Annotated in this window: 20 protein-coding genes; 5 read left to right on the top strand and 15 right to left on the bottom strand. The window is 43.6% G+C overall.

From position 1 onward, the window contains the following. Positions 1-2 precede the first annotated feature (2 nt). Positions 3-935 (top strand): class I SAM-dependent methyltransferase, encoded by a 933-nt coding sequence (locus OH455_RS01840; RefSeq protein WP_269980334.1) that lies wholly within the window; start codon positions 3-5, stop codon positions 933-935. Between the two features lie 272 nt (positions 936-1,207). On the opposite strand, the gene OH455_RS01835 is transcribed toward OH455_RS01840, so the two are convergent. The 5 genes from OH455_RS01835 to OH455_RS01815 all read right to left on the bottom strand — a co-directional run bounded on the left by OH455_RS01835 (position 1,208) and on the right by OH455_RS01815 (position 5,952). After that, positions 1,208-1,813 (bottom strand): CDP-alcohol phosphatidyltransferase family protein, encoded by a 606-nt coding sequence (locus tag OH455_RS01835; RefSeq protein WP_269980127.1) that lies wholly within the window; start codon positions 1,811-1,813, stop codon positions 1,208-1,210. Next, on the bottom strand, positions 1,806-2,456 hold the full coding sequence (locus tag OH455_RS01830; protein WP_269980126.1) for an ATP-binding cassette domain-containing protein: 651 nt from the start codon (positions 2,454-2,456) through the stop codon (positions 1,806-1,808). Before OH455_RS01830 ends, OH455_RS01835 begins: the two co-directional genes overlap by 8 nt. Continuing rightward, complete coding sequence (locus tag OH455_RS01825; protein ID WP_269980125.1) at positions 2,422-4,131, bottom strand: ABC transporter permease; 1,710 nt, start codon at positions 4,129-4,131, stop codon at positions 2,422-2,424. Before OH455_RS01825 ends, OH455_RS01830 begins: the two co-directional genes overlap by 35 nt. A gap of 27 nt (positions 4,132-4,158) precedes the next feature. Then, a complete protein-coding gene (locus OH455_RS01820; RefSeq protein WP_269980124.1) occupies positions 4,159-5,301 on the bottom strand; it encodes an ABC transporter substrate-binding protein in 1,143 nt (380 codons plus the stop codon). 204 nt (positions 5,302-5,505) lie between these two features. Further along, complete coding sequence (locus OH455_RS01815) at positions 5,506-5,952, bottom strand: META domain-containing protein (RefSeq protein ID WP_269980123.1); 447 nt, start codon at positions 5,950-5,952, stop codon at positions 5,506-5,508. A 214-nt stretch (positions 5,953-6,166) separates the two neighbouring features. On the opposite strand from OH455_RS01815, the gene OH455_RS01810 reads away from it, so the two are divergent. Then, a complete protein-coding gene (locus OH455_RS01810; protein ID WP_269980122.1) occupies positions 6,167-6,415 on the top strand; it encodes a DUF1289 domain-containing protein in 249 nt (82 codons plus the stop codon). 73 nt (positions 6,416-6,488) lie between these two features. On the opposite strand, the gene OH455_RS01805 is transcribed toward OH455_RS01810, so the two are convergent. The 7 genes from OH455_RS01805 to OH455_RS01775 form a co-directional block, all read right to left on the bottom strand. Further along, positions 6,489-6,710 (bottom strand): hypothetical protein, encoded by a 222-nt coding sequence (locus OH455_RS01805; RefSeq protein WP_045974374.1) that lies wholly within the window; start codon positions 6,708-6,710, stop codon positions 6,489-6,491. A gap of 336 nt (positions 6,711-7,046) precedes the next feature. After that, entirely contained in the window at positions 7,047-7,445 is a 399-nt protein-coding gene (locus OH455_RS01800; protein ID WP_269980121.1) for a GspS/AspS pilotin family protein, read from the bottom strand. Between the two features lies 1 nt (position 7,446). Continuing rightward, positions 7,447-7,743, bottom strand: coding sequence for a YciI family protein (locus tag OH455_RS01795; RefSeq protein WP_269980120.1), 297 nt, complete (start codon positions 7,741-7,743; stop codon positions 7,447-7,449). A gap of 113 nt (positions 7,744-7,856) precedes the next feature. Further along, the gene (gene yciA / locus OH455_RS01790) at positions 7,857-8,255 is read right to left on the bottom strand and encodes an acyl-CoA thioester hydrolase YciA (RefSeq protein WP_045974371.1); all 399 of its coding nucleotides are present in this window, start codon (positions 8,253-8,255) and stop codon (positions 7,857-7,859) included. A 92-nt stretch (positions 8,256-8,347) separates the two neighbouring features. Further along, positions 8,348-8,899 (bottom strand): septation protein A, encoded by a 552-nt coding sequence (locus OH455_RS01785; RefSeq protein ID WP_206369659.1) that lies wholly within the window; start codon positions 8,897-8,899, stop codon positions 8,348-8,350. Positions 8,900-9,026: 127 nt separating this feature from the next. Beyond that, complete coding sequence (locus tag OH455_RS01780) at positions 9,027-9,269, bottom strand: hypothetical protein (RefSeq protein WP_045974369.1); 243 nt, start codon at positions 9,267-9,269, stop codon at positions 9,027-9,029. A 290-nt stretch (positions 9,270-9,559) separates the two neighbouring features. After that, positions 9,560-12,034 carry a hybrid sensor histidine kinase/response regulator gene (locus OH455_RS01775; protein ID WP_333482718.1) on the bottom strand — a complete coding sequence of 825 codons (2,475 nt, stop codon included), beginning with the start codon at positions 12,032-12,034 and terminating at the stop codon, positions 9,560-9,562. Between the two features lie 714 nt (positions 12,035-12,748). On the opposite strand from OH455_RS01775, the gene ihfA reads away from it, so the two are divergent. Continuing rightward, complete coding sequence (ihfA, locus tag OH455_RS01770; protein WP_045974367.1) at positions 12,749-13,045, top strand: integration host factor subunit alpha; 297 nt, start codon at positions 12,749-12,751, stop codon at positions 13,043-13,045. Between the two features lie 118 nt (positions 13,046-13,163). On the opposite strand, the gene OH455_RS01765 is transcribed toward ihfA, so the two are convergent. Together OH455_RS01765 and yeiP are read right to left on the bottom strand one after the other, a co-directional pair. Further along, positions 13,164-13,484 (bottom strand): HI1450 family dsDNA-mimic protein, encoded by a 321-nt coding sequence (locus OH455_RS01765; protein WP_045974366.1) that lies wholly within the window; start codon positions 13,482-13,484, stop codon positions 13,164-13,166. Between the two features lie 2 nt (positions 13,485-13,486). Further along, positions 13,487-14,053 (bottom strand): elongation factor P-like protein YeiP, encoded by a 567-nt coding sequence (gene yeiP, locus OH455_RS01760; protein WP_006962727.1) that lies wholly within the window; start codon positions 14,051-14,053, stop codon positions 13,487-13,489. Positions 14,054-14,189: 136 nt separating this feature from the next. Here yeiP and OH455_RS01755 point away from each other — a divergent pair, with 136 nt between their 5' ends. Next, positions 14,190-14,957 (top strand): nucleotidyltransferase domain-containing protein, encoded by a 768-nt coding sequence (locus OH455_RS01755; RefSeq protein ID WP_269980118.1) that lies wholly within the window; start codon positions 14,190-14,192, stop codon positions 14,955-14,957. Between the two features lie 65 nt (positions 14,958-15,022). Here the strand turns inward: OH455_RS01755 and OH455_RS01750 are convergent, their stop codons facing one another. Continuing rightward, positions 15,023-16,873 carry a leukocidin family pore-forming toxin gene (locus OH455_RS01750; protein ID WP_269980117.1) on the bottom strand — a complete coding sequence of 617 codons (1,851 nt, stop codon included), beginning with the start codon at positions 16,871-16,873 and terminating at the stop codon, positions 15,023-15,025. Between the two features lie 426 nt (positions 16,874-17,299). On the opposite strand from OH455_RS01750, the gene OH455_RS01745 reads away from it, so the two are divergent. Beyond that, positions 17,300-18,028 (top strand): substrate-binding periplasmic protein, encoded by a 729-nt coding sequence (locus OH455_RS01745; RefSeq protein WP_269980116.1) that lies wholly within the window; start codon positions 17,300-17,302, stop codon positions 18,026-18,028. The last annotated feature ends 2 nt before the right edge of the window (positions 18,029-18,030 follow it).

The following is an 18,030-nucleotide window of genomic DNA, read 5'->3' as shown; positions in this document are numbered from 1 at the left end:
GTATGCAGGTTGAACAACTTCCTACATTCTTTGCTCACATTTCGGAGCAGTTATCGAGTGCTTCTAACGAAGTCAGGCGTTTATTTCATGGTCGAGGCCGTGTTTACCAAGGTTTAGAGCAGATCACTTGTGATTGGGTCGATTGCCAGTTGCTGATCAATATATTCAAGAGTGTTGACGATAAGTTTCTTGAACAGCTCAAACAGGGATTGCATGAGTTATCTCAAACTGCGCTATGGCAGGAGAAAGGTGTTAAATGTGCGGTTATCCAGCATAGATACAGCGAAGGTGCGCCATCGGAGGTGATCCTCGGTGAACTGAACACTAAACCTGTTGTGGTTGAATCAGGGTTGAAGTACCAACTCGATATTGGTCGTAACCAAAATTTTGGTTTGTTTCTCGATATGCGCCTAGGTCGAGAGTGGGTTCAGCAGCATGCTAAACATAAAAATGTTCTCAATTTATTTGCTTATACCTGTGGATTCTCTGTTGCGGCTATTGATGGTGGCGCTGATCAAGTAGTGAATGTCGACATGGCAAGGTCATCATTGTCGAAAGGGAGAGATAACCATAGATTGAATGAGCACAACCTTAATCAAGTGAAATTTCTCGCGTACGATATATTCAAGTCATGGGGAAAAATAAAAAGATCCGGACCTTATGATCTAGTCATCATCGATCCACCTTCATTTCAAAAAGGCAGCTTTGCGCTAACCAAAGACTACAAAAGAATTCTGCGTCGTTTGCCTGAGTTACTCACCGAAAAGGGCGAAGTGCTTGCATGTGTGAACTCTCCTCAGGTTAGTAGTGATTTCTTGATTGAAAGCATGAAGGAAGAAGCACCCGTGCTGAGCTTTGTTCAACGGTTAGATAATCCGCCAGAATTTGCTGATGTCGATAGTGAAGCGGCGCTTAAAGTGATGCTGTTTCGCTAAATGCACTGAAATCTTTGTCGTTCCATCTTGACCTCAACTTAACTTGAGCTTCTATGCTGAATTCAGATTCACTTCAGTTGGGAGAACGCAGTTGCAGAGTGACTACATCAAGCAATTATCAAAGAAAACATATCAAGAAGGGCCAGTACTAGAATATCAATCTATGCCGAAACGTCAGTTTCATGTTCCGAGTTTCTTCTCTGGATTGTTGGTTGCAGTGATAATCAATTTTGTCTTTTAAAAAAGGTCGCATTGAGCGACCTTTTTTATGTCTATTTCAGAGTGTGGAAACCTGAATAGATGCGAGTAAAGGTCGTGAACCAGCAAGCTGTGCCAAATAGGTAAGCAATGATGGCAAAGTGCTGCGGGAAAAGACAAAACGCGATGAAACACGCTATGGTTTCAGTGCCTTCAGTCAGACCACTCATATAATAAAGGGATTTGTTTTTATAAACAGGATTCTCTATTCCCCGTTTCCCTGCCATGACAGCAAAAGCAAGGAAGCTGCAGCCAGTACCAATGAATGAGAAAATGAGAAAGGCGCCCGCTACCGCGTTTTGCTCTGGATTGGCGACCACAAAGCCAAATGGGATCAGAGAATAAAACAAGAAGTCGAGGCTGATATCGAGAAACCCACCTGCATCTGTGATGCCTTGACGCCGAGCTAATGCGCCATCCAAACCATCAAACACTCGGTTAATAACGATCAACACAAGTGCCAGCTCGTATTGCTCAAAGCACAAAGCGGGAAACGCCAGACACCCAAGAAGAAAACCACTTAGCGTCGTTTGGTTTGCGGTCACACCGAGTTTATCCAATCCAGCGGCAACAATGGCTAAAGGAGAGCGAATGATTTTGATACTAAATCTATCAAGCATGATGAGTAGTCTCCCACGGCCAACTCAATATCCGTCCACTCTCAGGAACATCATCTTTATCATGTGTCACCATCAGAGTAGGGATGTTTGCTTCTACCAGTTGAGCGATGACCCAGTCACGAAACTGTGTTCTAAGTTCTTTATCCAGTTTGCTAAATGGTTCATCCAACAGCGCCAGTTTAGGCTTGGCCAGCAACATTCTGAGTAAGCTGACACGCGCACGTTGGCCGCCGGAGATCTGGTCAGGAAAAGAGTCCGAGAGTTTTGATAGCTCAACCTTGTTCAATGCAGTTATAGCTTGATGGCGTCTTTCATCGCCTTTGATTGAGTTAGGAAGGGCAAAAGCGAGATTTTGCCACACGTTTAAATGTGGAAATAGCAAATCATCCTGAAACAGAATTCCAACTTGTCGCTGATGAGGTTCAAGTTCAGCCAAGTTAATGCCATTCAGTAGCACGTGCCCGGAATGGACAAACTCGCTACTCATATGCCCTGCAATTAAGCTCAACAAGGTTGATTTCCCACATCCACTGGGGCCCATTAGACAAACGACTTCCTGTGCTGAAACGGATATATTCAAATCAGAGAATAGGGCTTCACCGTTGGTTTTATGGATGGCGAGGCTTTCTAGGGACAGCGTCATGTGTAAGGGCATCCTTGTTCGTTTGTTGTTGATAATCAGGTTGTCTCAATGCGAATCTACCAATGAGGATGGCAGAGACAAAGAATACAAATGGCAAGATGGCTTGCCAAATCGCATAGATGGCAGTAACGCGTCGATCGAAGCCACTCGAAAGAGCGACAGCTTCCGTGGTCACGGTTGCAATCCTGCCTCCACCGAGCATCAAAGTGGGTAGATATTGCGCCAAGCTCACACTGGCTCCGACAGCCCACGCGTACAAGATGGCAGGCAGCAACAACTTAACCTTAATGTGAAAAAAAACAAAAAGAGGTGTTTTCCCAAGGCTTAATGCTGCTCGAGTATAGTTGTTGTCATAGCTTCGCCATGGGCCATCCAGTGCTAAGTACACAAATGGAAACGCGAAGAACACGTGTGACCATATAACCCAAACGTAATAGGCGTCACCGGACAAGTAGAGAGTGGTTATCTGGATACCAAACAAGATAGAAAGCTGCGGGATAAGCATAGGTAAAGCAATGACATAACCTGGCAAATGCAAGCGAAAACGGATACGACTTTCCTGAGCCACAACGCCTAATATCACAGCAAAACAAGCGGTGACGGCAGCAATGATCAAACTTTGGTTAATCGTCGGTAATATATTGAGCCACTCATTGTTCCAAAAGCGGTCACTATATCGGGTAGGGAGAAGGTCCGGAAAGCGCCATCGATGAGCGAAACTCCAGATCAACATTAGTGGAAACATGACGCCGGCTAAAATGGCCGAGAAGGTAAACAGCGTTTTCCCGGGGAGATTAAACCCTCTTCGACCTGAGTATTGCCATTGACCAAAATGACCGACGAGTAGTTTTTCGACCAGCACGATTAAGACTAAAAGTAAACTGGCTAAAACAAACAGCATAACCGCACCTGATGCCGCACGAGGTATTAGTGATAAATCCGGATCGTTAAACCACTGCCAGACTAATACGGCCAAAGTAGGTGGATTGGTTGGGCCCAAGATCAAACTTAAATCGACCACGGAAACACCATAAGCCATCACGGCAAACAAAGCGAAGCGCATTCTTACTAACCAAAGAGGGAAGACCGACTTCCACCACATTTGTGCAGGTGAGTACCCCAGAGAGGAGCTGACTTGATACAGTTTGTCGATTTTAATCTGCTGCAAAACGGGAATGCTCATGAGTAGCAAAAATGGTACTTCTTTAAATGAAAGTGCCATGGCTAAGCCCAGTGCATACGGGTCATGGACTAACCAAGTTACTTCATGTGTGTCGACGTCAATACCTAAGGTTTGTGCTAACAAGCGTGCAACCATACCGGTTGGGGCGAATAGAAAAGCAAATCCAATCGCGAAAGCAACGTGAGGCATTGCTAGCAAAGGTGACAGCAGTGCTTCAACTTTACGCCAATGGCGGTCTAACCAAAGGCTTTGAAGAATGGCAAAGCAGATTAAGCAAGAAAGATAAGTACTCACTACAGAACTGAATAAAGTCAGCCCAATAGAGTGCTTGATCCCAGGCCATTCGAAAAACTGCTGATAGCTGCTGAGTGAGAAATTGAACAGGCCAACAGGAGGAACGTAGCCAAATGATGAGAGCATTACACCAACTAATCCGGGGATTGTTGGTGCAATGCAAAGCAAAATTAATACTATGTACGCAGCTCTTAACATCTGGCTCTCGTAACTTAACGATTGTTCTTAATTACCGTAGCGTTTTTGCCATTCTGCTTCCAGAGCAGCCTGCCAGCTAGGGTGTGGTTCGGCAACGGATTTAAATAAGGTCGTTTTCTTTGCACTTCCTGTCAGGTATTGATTTTCAAGTACAGATGGATCGCCCCAGATAGACACATCGCCTTTGCGTGATTGCGCTTCAGGGCTTAAGAGAAAATTAATCGCGACTAATGCACCTTCTGTCGCATTCGCATTCCATGGAATCGCTAGGAAATGTATGTTCGACAAAGCGCCTCCATCCATGGCATACACAGTGGTACTTTCGGCCAGATTACCATTCGCCTGTGCGGAATAAACTGAGTTTGGATTAAACGTGATGGCTAAATCCAACTGCCCATCGTCTAGCAGTTGAACTGTCTCAGCAGAGCTGGCCGGGAATTGTTTGCCTTGGCGCCATGCGACTTTGTGAAATTCATCTAGGTACTTCCACAAAGGCGCAGTGACAGCATTGAAATCGACTTGTTCAACGGGTTTGGCTAGAGACGGATCATTAGCGGTCAGTTCGATTAATACGGCTTTAAGAAAACTGGTGCCATGGAATGCGGGTGGGCGAGGGTAGCTCAATTTGTTCGGAAATGCTTTGGCATAGCTGAGCATTTCAGCATACGACGCTGGAGGGTTGTTGAGCGTCATCTTATCGTGGATGAATACCAACTGGCCTACCCCCCAAGGTGCTTCTAATCCTTCAGTAGGCTCTGAGAAATCACTATCAACGGGCAACGACTTATCGACTTTTTGCCAACTCGGTAAACGTTCAACAAAAGAGCCGAAAAGCAGTTGGTTGTTCTTCATTGATTTGAAGTTTTCACCATTTATCCAAACCATATCGACACTGCCGCCAGTGTTCTTTCCGGCTGCTTTCTCTGCAATTAAGCGAGTTGTGGTTTCGGCGATATCCGTGACTTTGACATGTTTTAGCGTCACACCATATTGTGATTGCAATTGTTTATCTGCCCAGCGCAGATAGTTGTTGATTTCTTGACTGCCACCCCAAGCATGGAAGTACACGGTTTGTCCTTTTGCTTGCTCTGTTACTTGTTGCCAATTGTCTTGCGCTGTGACTCCGACAGACAGAAGTGCAGCAGAGATGAAAGTGATCAGCCTTTTCATGGTTGTCCTTACCCTTTGAATGAATCTATAAGTTTTGTGATAGACCGTGCTATCCATGCTTTTCATTCATTATGACTGAAAAAATTTAATTTTTTTATGTATTTGCAGGAATGGTAGACGGCTTGTATGAGATTTGTTCTCTTTTGCTACGGGCAACAAAAAAGCAGCCATCAATCGACTGCTTTCGTTTATCCTTGTGGGTGATTAGTTTTTCCAATCACTTAGCTTGAAAGTCAGAGTATGAAGGTCATTTTTTAGTACCATACCTTCGTTGGTCAGGGACATGTCGCTCCATTCAGCGAGCGTTGTCGAGAATGACCGCTCTAAATCCATCGCGTCACCCATACACATTTTCATAGTCATGCCCATTTTTTCGATGCGGAACTGATTATCTTTGAGTTCAGCCTGACCGAAGAAGTTGTTACAACCAGCGTTGCCGTTGGCCATCATTTTTTCGCCCAACTCTAATCGAGGTCGTTTTTGGTGGCCTTCTAGTTTGATTTCTTTTCCATCAATACTCACCAGCTCCCAGTTGTGATGTTGAAGGTCCTGAACAGTTATTTGCTTCACATCGCCTCCATTGCTTGCGCAAGCCGTCATAACAAACGGTACAGTGACGGCAGCAAGTAATATTTTTGGGCTAAACTTCATAGTAATGAACTCCGAAATATAGAAACATCAATCGACACTTTGCCGACTTTAATGGCACAAAGTATAGGTTATAAACCACTGCTCTTGTCAGGTTAAGGTCATAGTTTGTTTGTGGACACACAATGGAAGTGATTGAACTTTATTCAATTGTTGATGCAATAAAGTGGTTATAGATGCGTAAAGGGTAGCTGAGAAAACGATTGAAGAGGCACATATGGAGCAGCTAGAATTTTTTGTCGTCCCGAGCCCCTGTGTAGGCGTATGTACAGTGGATGAAAAAGGCTACTGTAAGGGTTGTATGCGCAAGCGTGAAGAGCGCTTTAATTGGCTTACCTTTACCCCTGCCGAGCAATTGCACATTATTAAACTATGTCGCCAGCGCTATCGTCGGAAAATACTCGGTGCCAAAGCTGAACAGCAAGTAGACCCGGGTCCTCAAAGTCCTCAGCAAGACCTTTTCTGATTGCTTTAGACATTTTAAACAAACGCCAAGGTGAGAGGTATACCCTCTTGTTTATACCCCCTCATGTCACTGGTTATTTTAATCCCCACTTGTCACTAACCCAGCCGCCAACATGCTCGTCGAAGTGATTGCCGCTAAAGCGATAATGCTTTTCTGTATGTAGTTCAGAATCAGACTTGGAGTCTAATAATTCTTGAATATAGTTAGCCATGGGATCCCCGCAGTTGAGTCGCTCTTGCCGGGTAGCGACTTCTTTTATTAGTTGCAGGCGATAGGAATTGCTTGCGCGCTTCATTGGGGAATCCTCCTTGGTAGTAACACTAATATGAAAAGTTAGAAGGCGATTAGGTAAGCGTCAATGTGAGAATACAAGATTAAAGATTATATCTCTTATTTATGGCGATTAAGTATACTCATTGGGGTTGATTATTTTGATAATCAATAAGCACTTAGGGGTTTTTGTCTGTTTTATAGTGTAATTTAACTGTCATAAAAACTTCATTTTTCCCGTATGCTTCGTATGCAACTGAGTTTTTATTAAATGGAGAGGCAAGAGGAAGTGAGCAAATGCTTCAATAAATAAGACCCCGCATTGCGAGGTCTTAGGGGTAATTACTGGGCGAAAAGCAGGCTAAGGCCTGGCTTGGCAAGTCTGCTTAGTTACGATTTCGTCCACCATTAACTGTCCGCGGCTGTTGCGCATTTTCAAGCGATAGCCTAAACCGACATCCAGATTACTTTTGGTATCAGGATTGGTACAGTATGTGTTGATGCTTTGGCGAAGCACTTGCTGGATGGGTTTGGCGCCTTTGGCATCTTGGTTGTATACCATCATGATTTCTATGAACGGGCCTTTTGCACTGGCTCTCATGATAGAAAGTGGACCGGCTTCCATCGGCAACTCTGAAGCCAATAAACTGGCACGGTTGCTAGCGAGTAGCTCCAGCTGTCGCTGCTTGTCTCCCTCTGGTGATGTACAGCCTGCCAGAAGAACAGCAGAGAGCGCAGCTAAGGCAATCTTTAATTTCATCTTAAAATACTTTCTTGAAAGGTTTGACGATCACTTTTTCGTAGACACCTGCTTCAATATAAGGATCCGCATCGGCCCAGTTCTGAGCCTGTACAAGGGATTCGAACTCCGCAATCACCGTAGAGCCTGTAAAACCAGCTTCGCCGGGATTGTCCGAATCAATGGCTGGCAGCGGGCCAGCGGTCAGTAGTCTGCCCTCATCTTGTAACTTTTGCAGGCGCTCTAGATGAGCAGGGCGAGCACTTAAACGTTTTTCCAACGAGTTTTCAACGTCTTGAGAGAAAATTACATACCACATGTATAGATGTCCTTATAATAAATAAGCTACTGAGAAGCCGCTTATTGTGTGATTAGCCTAACTCTACAGAATGTAACAGCTTTTTAAAGACCTTCTGACAGCAAAGTGTGAGATTAGTTTTGTTTGATAGGGCGAGGTTTGCCTTCTGTGTCGATAGCCACATAGTTGAACGTAGCATCACACACCATGAAGCGATCTTCCACGCCGTGTTCTTTGACTGGTTTTACCCACACTTCCAGATCAATGCTCATCGATGTACGGCCAATCTTGGTACATTCACCGTAGCAGCATACAACATCGCCAACCTTAACTGGCTTTTTGAAAGTTATCCCTGAAACCGACACAGTGACAATTCGTCCACCAGATATTTCCTTTGCTAGAATGCCGCCTGCTAAATCGAGCTGTGACATGATCCAACCACCAAATATATCGCCATTTGCATTGGTGTCTGCTGGCATGGCAAGGGTGCGTAAAAGCATTTGTCCCCGAGGGGAAGAGATTTCTTTACTCATTTTGACATCCATAAAATTAAACAGCGGCCAATACAGCCGCTGAAGTACCCCAATGGGGAAAAATTAGTGTGGATTATATCAAAAACGTGTGGTTAGTCACCAGAGTCGGCTTCGGGCTTGTCTTTTGGCAGATGTTTGTAGATATAGATACCGGTCAGCAAGGTAAAACCAAATGTTGCTGCAAGTAGACCAAAGACTTTGAAATTGACCCACACATCAAGTGGTAGCTCAAACGCAACATACACGTTGAGTCCCGCACAGAGTGAAAAGAACACAACCCACGCCCAAGTAACCTTCGCCCATACTGGATCGGGCAGGCTAATTTCTTTGCCAAGCATGCCCTTTATGGCGGATTTGCCAATGATATGGCTGACGGCAAGGCCGATTGCGAAGACCATGTATACAATGGTGACTTTCCACTTAATGAAATTGTCATCGTGTAGGAATATGGTCAGGCCACCAAAAAAAGCCACCATCAAGAAGGTGACAAGCTGCATCTTTTCAACTTTTTTGTATAAGGCGTAGGTAACGATTATTTGAATTGCTGTCGCTATGATGAGAGCGCCTGTAGCTACGTAGATGTCGTGTATTTTATACAGGACAAAAAAGATAATGAGCGGAATAAAATCGATCAGTTGTTTCATTGTAGAGTCTGTGAATTGCCAAATTGCCCTCAGTCTAACCAAATCTGTACAATTCACAATGGTTTAAGCCCCTGTTACGATGATATACCAAAGCCAGCGATATCTTGCTGGCCTTGGTGTTGTATCATTAGGAGTGCATTTCAAAGTGTCGTATCAAGGGTTTGATGTCTTCTAGATAGCCTTCGTTTTTAAGGTTAGCGACAGCGACCTCCAGTTCTTCATTAGTCATGGAGAAACAGCTGGATTTGCCAGTCATGTAATTGAGATAGTCATGGTACTCGTGCTCAGTGAAATGACCTATGCGATCAACTAACAAGCTTTTGATTCCGTGATGGATAAGGCGATAATACGTATGTCGATGAATTTCCATAAACAGCCTCTCTTATCTGTGTCTGCCCGGTAACAGTCTCAGGCTGATAAAGTGACGGAGACAAATCATTGCCACTTTATCCTCGTTGATAACGTAGAAGCATAATGAGTGCCACAATCGAATAGGGCTACACCATAATGAACTTTTATTCACTGTATTAATCACTTAGAGAGTTCAATTTCGGTGTCAAATTTCAAACGCCAAATAATATTTGATACAAGAAAGATTGCTTTTGATCATCATCTCTCAGCGCCATGCATTTTGCGAGTCGTTTTGAAATTGCAATGGTGCTAGTGCACACAAGCAGACAACGCTGATGCCAGCATCTGACCCAATGCCTGCTTTGATGTGGGTTTGGATAAACGCCCATCCATAACTTCACTAATTCTTTTCAGTTCCTTTTCTCCCGATTCGCCTGACAGCGCAATGATGGGAAGAGACGGGTGAGAACGCTTGATTATAGTTGCTGCTTCAAATCCATCCATTATCGGCATTTGAATGTCCATAAAGACGAGGCTAATTGGATTGTTCTCGATTACCTCAATGGCGACTTTTCCATTGTTTGCCAGTAGAACGTTATAACCCAATTGCTCAAGATAAAGCTTAGCGAGCGAAAGCTGAACTTGTTTGTCGTCTACGACGAGGATAAGCGGTTTCTCTGAAGTGGTTGTTGAATTGGCGATAGATGTGGGCAAAGTTCTGACATCGTCAGAGCTTACAATCGCTTCTTTGGGGTGGAATTCCTCCTCTGTGTTTGAAGTAACAGGAAAACTCAAATAGAACCTTGTATATTCATCGACTTTCGAGTCGCATTGAATCGTTCCACCAAAGGCCTTCATGACTCGTTTGCAGTAACCTAACCCTAAACCACTCCCTCCAGTTTTATTGTGACTGAAAAAATCTTCGAATATACGTGCTAAGTAGATTTGAGGTATCCCAGGGCCTGTGTCCGTGAAAATGACATGATTTTGGAACCGTCCTTTTTCTGTCTGGATGATTATTTGGCTATCAGGATATGAATCAAAGTAATAGACGGCATTGCGTAGCAAGTTGAACAAGACGAAATTGAATAAAGTTTGATTAATATTGGCCAAAAAATCCTGCTCGACAGACACTTTTACGCGCTGGCGAAGCGATTTATCGTGGAAGCTGTACTGACTAACGGCAATATTAATGGCCGAAGCTATCGATGAAGGCATAACAGGTTCTTCAGCCAATGATGGTTTACTGACTTCTCGAACTATTATGTCGATCAGTTGACGCCCTCTATTTATGGCGTCTCTCCCCTTACTTAAGTGCTGAGCAAGCTGCTCTGGCGGTCGACTAAGTTCGATACCGTGATTTAAATGTTCGAATTCAAATTGCAGTTGTGCGAAAGGGCTTTGCATCTCATTTGCAATGGAGCTGGCGAGTGCTTGTGATTGTTTCACCTTCCGCTCGTGGTTTATGTACACCTGAACTTTTTTGAACACTCGCTCTAGCGCAGATAGTTCTTCGTTGGAGAAATAGACGCCGCCACTTTTTGAGCTTGAAACTAGGACATGAGATAGTTTGTTTTGACGTTCATACAGCGGTAAGACAAGGGCAGAGTTAGTTTCATTCATTCTATGATGGATAGCCCTAAGTGTTTGATCACATGATAGAAGCAAAGCCTCTTCAACCTCTTCGATAACGAGAGAACTACTGTTGTTTGCAAAATACGAACGGTAGAGATCTGCACCATGAGAATCATCAAGCAAGCGAAGTTGATCTTTGGGAACTCCGAGATAAATCGCTAGTTGTTCCATGGCTTTAGAAGGTGAACTCCTAAAGTCTACTTCTAGTTGAGAAATCTTGTCGACGGGGCACATCACATCCCCGTACAAGACTTGACTCACGCCCTTCCTAACCCATTTATAAAGTGTTTGCCATGTCATACCAACAATCAAAACAACAAATAGGATCTCGAAGAGTTCTACACTGTCACCGGAGAAGGGCAGCAATATTGCGTACGCATAGATGACGGCAGTTATTCCGATACTAAGAGCAACAAAACATATATATTTGGGACTATAAAACCTCGAAGTCAGCAGTGCATAACCCATCAAAAGCATTTCGCTGATTGAGAGCGTTGGTGGTAACCAAGTCAATGAGAAATCATCGAAGAAAAAAGTGACACCAACTTGAATGATAGCTGTGGAACACATGAAAATAGCGATGCCTAATATCATGTAGTTGATACGGTTCCGTCTGATTTGACTTGTGCAATTTTTTAGGGACAGCAAATTAACAAGCGTCAGCAAAATGATGGTGGTAAAACCAAGAAAGAAGTATTTGGTGAATGGGCCAAACTCTAATTGAAACTCACTCGGACCTACTATCTCTATACCGCTAACTGTCCACCCAGGGATCAGATTGACCACAACACCAAATATAGAAATAAACGCAACCAATACCCCTTGCCACATCGGAGCAGATCGGCCCGTGTAGTGTTTGTGTAGCTTGGCGATAAAGCAACATGCGCAAGCAAAGGCAAGCGAGGTCGCTAAGTTGGCAAGAATAGCCATGTTGATTGCCACTTCATCACTAAAATGCACAAGTAAGCCAGTATGAAAATAGCTATTGCTAAGAATCCATATTGAGACGCCAATTGAGTAGCAAATATAGTAGCTATACTGCCACAAACTCAGTGCTCCATGACGTTTGGCAAGTACTGTACAAAAGTACACAGCCCAAATCAGCACCAATAGGGCGGTTAAAATTAAAACCACCGCCTTGGTATACATAAGTTGACTCAATAAATAACTGAACATGATGTTCTGCTTTCACCAGTTTTGACGTTACGAACGTTGGCCCGAATTTTATTTGTAGTTATCGTCAATGTTCATTGGGAGCCTAGTAATTAACCAATGAGAAGGTGACAAAGTTTAAGCTACCCTCGGACGATATGTGTAGTGGTTCAACGCTTGGAAGTCTTGTGTACATGACAAAAAAAATTATGCAACCTGTTTTTTATTTGTGTCTGAGCTCTGTCTCATTATTTATGTTAAAGTTTTCTAAACAGACGATTTACGGAGCGGATTCTGAGCGAATGTGGCTAAGTCAGGTTGCATGTTTTTAGTACGACACTTGGTATTGCGATGAATTTAAAAGTAGATCATCTGGACTTAGGCGACGATAGAAATTGACTTTCACGTCAAAATGAATTTTTTTGCCAACTATTTCAGTGCTTAATACTGACTAATTTGATTTTAGTGGTGATTTTTCATAAAAAACAAAAGCTTAATAACCCTCTTGTGTCGTTTTAAGGATGAGAGGATTGATTTATCTGTTTGTTTTTTAAGATTAAAGTGCGTTCAATCAACAAAAAAGTTGGCGAAAATCAGAAGGTTGGCATACACTTTCCCAAGTAAAGCCGATATGTTGTTGATTGGCTGGGCAAAATGCTTTGGCGCTGTCAATTCGGCAGCATTGTTTAACACAGCTTTGAGGAAAGTTTTATGGCGCTCACAAAGGCCGATTTGGCTGAAAACCTGTTTGAGAAGCTCGGATACAGTAAACGGGATGCCAAGGAAACGGTTGAGGCGTTTTTCGAAGAAATTCGTAAGGCACTAGAGAGTGGCGAACAGGTAAAACTGTCTGGATTTGGTAACTTTGATCTTCGAGAAAAAAACGAACGTCCAGGTCGAAACCCAAAGACGGGTGAAGACATTCCAATCAGCGCTCGTCGCGTTGTCACCTTCCGCCCGGGGCAAAAACTAAAAGCCCGTGTAGAAAATGCCAAGGTAGAAGACTAACAAGCACACCGTTTGTCAGTTGAAACCGATAGAATTCTAGAAGACGAATTAGTCGATAGTTCGTCTTCTAGTTATTTCTAAAAATACCCATGTTGAAAGTTTGGGTATTTTATAGCATTTAGTCCCGCTTCCACAGCACGTGGCAGAACTTATGGTCCGGATCTCGGCTCACCAGTAAACGAGCGAAGACTTCATCTAAGACGTCATTCACTTCATTGACTAAGCCTATGCGGACTTCCGCGTACGTTTCTTTATCAACTTCAAAGCCAACATGACCAGACCAGTCATCGCCAGTTTCAACGAGTTCGGCAGCGCCACGATCATCAAATTGCGCAGTGAAAATAATAACGTCTGCTGCTTCCAGATTATCCGGAGCCATTTCTAGAAAGATGTCATAAGCCGTTTCAATGGTGTCATCATAGGAGATCAGTTCGGACATAATTACGCTCGGCTCATGTATTTACGTTCGGTAGTATTGATCACAATACGGTCGCCCGTTGCTATGTACTCAGGAACTTGAACGGTCAGACCTGTCGCGAAACGTGCGGGTTTCGTGCGCGCTGAAGCTGAAGCGCCTTTAATTGATGGGTCAGTTTCTTCGATGACAAGCTCAACAGAGGCTGGAAGTTCCAGTCCTACTGCATTGCCATCAACGACAATAACGTGCAAACCTTGAATTTCTTCAGTGACAAACTGGAGCTCATCTTCAATTTCTTCTTTTTTGAAGGTGTACTGAGTGTAATCTTCGTTATCCATGAAGATGTATTCGTCACCATCAACGTAGGAGAAAGCGACAGCACGTTTGAACATATCCACCGTTTCAACTACGTCGTCGGATTTAAAGCGCTCATCAACGCGTCCACCTGTTGCAAGATCAGTACAACGCAGTTTATAGATTTTTGCGCCGCCGCGACCGCCCGGAGTGGTGACTTCGATATCTTTGATCAAGAGTGTTTTGCCGCTAGATTCGATAGCAAAACCTTTTTTAAGTTCACTTGCCCTTGGCATAAAAATGTTTCCTTAATATGGAATGGAATCGTCGTATTATATACATAGTGTTTAAGGGAAGGAATATCTTGATTCATGCAGGCGAGTGGGCGAACATTAAGAAATCGAAGATCTAAAAATTATTGTTATCAACTAAATGCATCTTTCCATTATCGATCCGAATCAACCTTTTCAAGCAAGGTATCAGCCTGCCATCAACGATCTTATCGCTTTTCTTAAAGGGGGACTGGGCGATAATCTACACAGTGTTTACCTTTATGGTAGTGTTGCTCGCAAGCGAGCGATGCCTAATCGTTCAAATCTCGATGTTTTAGTGGTGACCAATGAGAGCTTTAGTGATGTTAGAACGACCCTATTCAATTCGATAAAATGGCGTTTTCAGAAATCTTATCCCTTTATTAAAGATGTCTCCTTGAAGAACACGCTCGTAAAAGAAGTGGCCAGTTTGGAGAGCATATTCTCTTGGGGCTTCCAGTTACGCCACTGCTCGGTGTGCATTTATGGCGAAGACCTCTCTGAATGCTTTGGTGATTATGAGCCAAGTTGGGAAATTGCCAAACATTGGAATATGGATGTGGAAGATTGGGTAGCCGTTTACCGTAATCGCATTGCTCGCTCCGCAACGCCAGAGGAACAGTCAAAAGCGCAGATAGTGATTGCTAAGAAGCTTTTGCGTGCGAGTTATTCCTTGGTGATGTACAAAGACAAGAATTGGTTTGATGATCCTATCGAGTGTGGCCAGAATTTTTTACGCTATTACCCAGATAAACAAGTCGAAATTGAACGGTTAGGAATTTTGCTCACCGGACGGGTGATCGCAAAGCGCTCTGTCATTGGTATCCTTGATGGTTTCGGTGAGTGGTTGGCTAAGCAGTACAAAAAAACCGAATTTAAAATAGGCTGAGATATTGATGACGCGGCAATAAAAGCCTCACTGTCTTTTATTGCCGCTTTTAGGTATGTGGCTGATTACTTATACGAGTTGGTTTCTACCGTAGAAGGATCAAAAACATTGACATATCGTGTGTACATCTTTGTGCTGAGGCTAGACTTTGACTCTGCACCGACAGTCATGCTGAGTTCACCAGTCTGCTTATCGTGTGTCAGATAATGGTCGAGGTGGGCACTCTTTAAACTATCTTGCTTAGCTTCTTCTTCCCAACTCCACTTTTGTGTGAGGCTTAAGTTGCACGGCTGAGCTTGGTTTAGGTCAGCGCTGTCTAAGCAATATTCTGTATTGTATGCGCTAATATACTGGCCATCTCGATTGTAGATGAAAGCTTGTTGGTTATCGTATTCATCACACTCTTTAGCCGAGATCTGCTGTTGCGTATCGATAGCCAGACATTGGTTCTTGAAGCCGCCCAGTTGTAGATTAACAGGCCTGCCGCCAGTGAACACAGGGTGGTCCCAATCAACTACAAAATTAATGTTCTTGTTGACGCTATTGACTTGGTGATCGTCGTCTTTAGCGTAGTAAGTTCGTACTCCAAAGAATGGCGTCACGTTCGTCATATACCTAAAACCAGTGATGTCGACAGTGGAGTCAATATCAAATTTGGTGTTTCCCGTCGCATCAGGGTCTGCAGAGTAAATGACTTCCATTTTTGGTAGGAAGCTTGCGTGCCCCATTTTGTTGATACGACTTTCATCTACAGGTAGTGTGATTCCCGCCGTATAGCCATGAATCGTGGTTACCATCACTGACTCCGCGGTTGGGTACTGCTCCCTTGCCCACTCGAAACCCACATGCTGAGGGCCATTTGAATAGCGATCGACTCGATAGTCATTGGTTTCAAAGGATAACCATTTCGATTCTGTCCAGTTCGCTGAAGCTTCGAGTTTGCCTTTTGCACCGTCACTACTTGCGTCACCTCCCGCGACCACACCAAATGAAAAGGTCGAAATCTCACGGTTTGTGTAATTCTTATTTAAATTGCTTTTAGGCACAGTGCGCAGGATACGAGCTTTTCCATTTGAAGCATTGAAATTGAAGTCATAACTTTGCGCGAGTGCTGTGGTCACCATCTCATGCTCGTCACCGCCCTCGGGCCAAGGTATACCACGTGTATGAAGTAGAATGTTGCCGAAGTTTCGGTTCAGTTGAATACCTGCTCCGGTCGTTGAATCGTCAATTGCAATTCTCACTATTTTGGCATCAGGTGTTGCGCTTCCTTGAGTTCCAAATGGCAATGAACGCTGCAGTGTCACCTGATAAATCAGAGAAATATGGGCATTGTCACACATGCCTGTACTTTTTACGGGGCCTTGGTAAGTATTCCATGTAGGGTTACATGCTGCATCACTGATGGCGCGTTTCGCCTCGATATAAAAAGCGACCCTAGGTATGCTGTTGTCTACCTCTGCAAGAGGGGAGATGCTTTTCTTTACTCGGCGTGGATTTGGTTTGTATTCAAGACGTTTAAGGTTGGTGTCATCAGAACCCTCCAACTGACTAAACAGGAGTTTACCTTTGTGTTCACTAATGATTAGCATATCTCCGAGAGTCAATAACCCTAAGCTTCTACGGAGCTTATCTTGAGCTATTTTTTTGTCAGATTCTTGTTCTATGTTGCTAAAGTCGATCAAATAGCGTTTGTTCTCCGTTAAAACCTGAGTTTTTACTTGGGATAATGTCGGTGGTGTGCTGTTTCCGTTGACGAGATTTTCAGCATTGATGTAATTCACCGCACTTGAATCTTGTAAGGCACTGAGAATATTAATGGCTGCTCCAGCAGGCTCGTCAAATTCTGATGCCCAAATGTTGGTACTCAAAACGCCTGATAAAGCTATTAGAAGCAGGTTGAATTGTCTTTTCATACTATCTCTCTTGTTATTTGAGGACACAAACCTGAACGTTGGCAATCTGGACACCAATGAATTTGATAACGGGAATAGTCAAGATTTGTGTGATTCGCTAGGTTTGGCCAAAATATAGATTTAAGCTGCACCGAATGTTCAAATGGTGGTTGCATGTCGTTAATAGTACAAATAGGGTTAAAAATGGGTTAAAAATCACCAGTAAAGATACAGGTCAAATGATCAAGTTGTTGATTTTGAACGAGTGTCTCACACTGTTGGCGGTTAACGCATGAATGGCGGTGCATCACTCGCTGTGCGAGCAATAGAGAGCGTACATCGATGAGTGCAAGCGGAGGCTGAAATCACAAAGGGCGGTTGGTTCGACTATACTTGCCAGAGTGATGGACTCTTTACCTTGTCGGAGTTACTTTGAATGTTCGGTTGATGTTTACGACTCTTTATTTAGTCTCTGCATATGTTTTTGCAGGTCCGGATGTCATTAAATTAACTAACGGTGAATGGCCTCCTTATTTGTCGAAATCTTTACCAAATGGTGGGCCATCATCGCAAGTTATTGTTGAGACATACAAACTCCAAGGTATAGAGGTGATTTGGGGTTGGTACCCGTGGCAACGGTCTTACGTTCTAGCTGAAGAAGGCCAATATGACGGAACAGTGATTTGGTCTGAAAACAAAAAGCGTCAAGCTGCCTTCCTCTACACCCTTCCTATATTAGAAGAACGTCGTGTTTTGTTTCATCTGGATGATAAAACCGTCGACTGGAATACGTTGAGCGATCTGAGTGAATATGAGATTGGTGGAACTATTGGTTATGAATATTCACAACAATTCCAAGAGGCTGAACAGCAAGGCGTGATTAATGTTCAACGTATAGCAAAAGAGGTCGGAAATTTTAAAAAGCTGCTAGCCAACCGAGTAGACTTAGTTATTGCGACCGAAAGTGTTGGTTATGCCCTAATTCGTAACAGCCTTTCTGTTGAAGAAGCCAAGAGAATTACTCATGCTAGAAAGCCCATCGATTCGCAAAAATGGAGTGTACTTATCTCAAATAACAGCCCTCATCAAAGGTACTTTGTAGAGCAGTTTAACCTAGGCCTTGAGAAACTGATTGCGTCTGGCCGTTATGAGGAGATAATGAAAGACGCGAAATAGTT

It is taken from the genome of Vibrio sp. T11.5, assembly GCF_027587155.1.
GTDB lineage: Bacteria > Pseudomonadota > Gammaproteobacteria > Enterobacterales > Vibrionaceae > Vibrio > Vibrio neptunius.
The sequence above is the reverse complement of the archived record's forward strand: the minus strand, read 5'-3'. Positions and strand labels throughout refer to the sequence as shown.

What these genes read in the sequence shown, in the direction of transcription:
- OH455_RS01840 (WP_269980334.1), top strand. Translation starts at nt 3, where the DNA reads ATGCAGGTTGAACAACTTCCTACATTCTTTGCTCACATTTCGGAGCAG.
- OH455_RS01835 (WP_269980127.1), bottom strand. Translation starts at nt 1,813, where the DNA reads ATGCTTGATAGATTTAGTATCAAAATCATTCGCTCTCCTTTAGCCATT.
- OH455_RS01830 (WP_269980126.1), bottom strand. Translation starts at nt 2,456, where the DNA reads ATGACGCTGTCCCTAGAAAGCCTCGCCATCCATAAAACCAACGGTGAA.
- OH455_RS01825 (WP_269980125.1), bottom strand. Translation starts at nt 4,131, where the DNA reads ATGTTAAGAGCTGCGTACATAGTATTAATTTTGCTTTGCATTGCACCA.
- OH455_RS01820 (WP_269980124.1), bottom strand. Translation starts at nt 5,301, where the DNA reads ATGAAAAGGCTGATCACTTTCATCTCTGCTGCACTTCTGTCTGTCGGA.
- OH455_RS01815 (WP_269980123.1), bottom strand. Translation starts at nt 5,952, where the DNA reads ATGAAGTTTAGCCCAAAAATATTACTTGCTGCCGTCACTGTACCGTTT.
- OH455_RS01810 (WP_269980122.1), top strand. Translation starts at nt 6,167, where the DNA reads ATGGAGCAGCTAGAATTTTTTGTCGTCCCGAGCCCCTGTGTAGGCGTA.
- OH455_RS01805 (WP_045974374.1), bottom strand. Translation starts at nt 6,710, where the DNA reads ATGAAGCGCGCAAGCAATTCCTATCGCCTGCAACTAATAAAAGAAGTC.
- OH455_RS01800 (WP_269980121.1), bottom strand. Translation starts at nt 7,445, where the DNA reads ATGAAATTAAAGATTGCCTTAGCTGCGCTCTCTGCTGTTCTTCTGGCA.
- OH455_RS01795 (WP_269980120.1), bottom strand. Translation starts at nt 7,743, where the DNA reads ATGTGGTATGTAATTTTCTCTCAAGACGTTGAAAACTCGTTGGAAAAA.
- yciA (WP_045974371.1), bottom strand. Translation starts at nt 8,255, where the DNA reads ATGAGTAAAGAAATCTCTTCCCCTCGGGGACAAATGCTTTTACGCACC.
- OH455_RS01785 (WP_206369659.1), bottom strand. Translation starts at nt 8,899, where the DNA reads ATGAAACAACTGATCGATTTTATTCCGCTCATTATCTTTTTTGTCCTG.
- OH455_RS01780 (WP_045974369.1), bottom strand. Translation starts at nt 9,269, where the DNA reads ATGGAAATTCATCGACATACGTATTATCGCCTTATCCATCACGGAATC.
- OH455_RS01775 (WP_333482718.1), bottom strand. Translation starts at nt 12,034, where the DNA reads ATGTATACCAAGGCGGTGGTTTTAATTTTAACCGCCCTATTGGTGCTG.
- ihfA (WP_045974367.1), top strand. Translation starts at nt 12,749, where the DNA reads ATGGCGCTCACAAAGGCCGATTTGGCTGAAAACCTGTTTGAGAAGCTC.
- OH455_RS01765 (WP_045974366.1), bottom strand. Translation starts at nt 13,484, where the DNA reads ATGTCCGAACTGATCTCCTATGATGACACCATTGAAACGGCTTATGAC.
- yeiP (WP_006962727.1), bottom strand. Translation starts at nt 14,053, where the DNA reads ATGCCAAGGGCAAGTGAACTTAAAAAAGGTTTTGCTATCGAATCTAGC.
- OH455_RS01755 (WP_269980118.1), top strand. Translation starts at nt 14,190, where the DNA reads ATGCATCTTTCCATTATCGATCCGAATCAACCTTTTCAAGCAAGGTAT.
- OH455_RS01750 (WP_269980117.1), bottom strand. Translation starts at nt 16,873, where the DNA reads ATGAAAAGACAATTCAACCTGCTTCTAATAGCTTTATCAGGCGTTTTG.
- OH455_RS01745 (WP_269980116.1), top strand. Translation starts at nt 17,300, where the DNA reads ATGTTTACGACTCTTTATTTAGTCTCTGCATATGTTTTTGCAGGTCCG.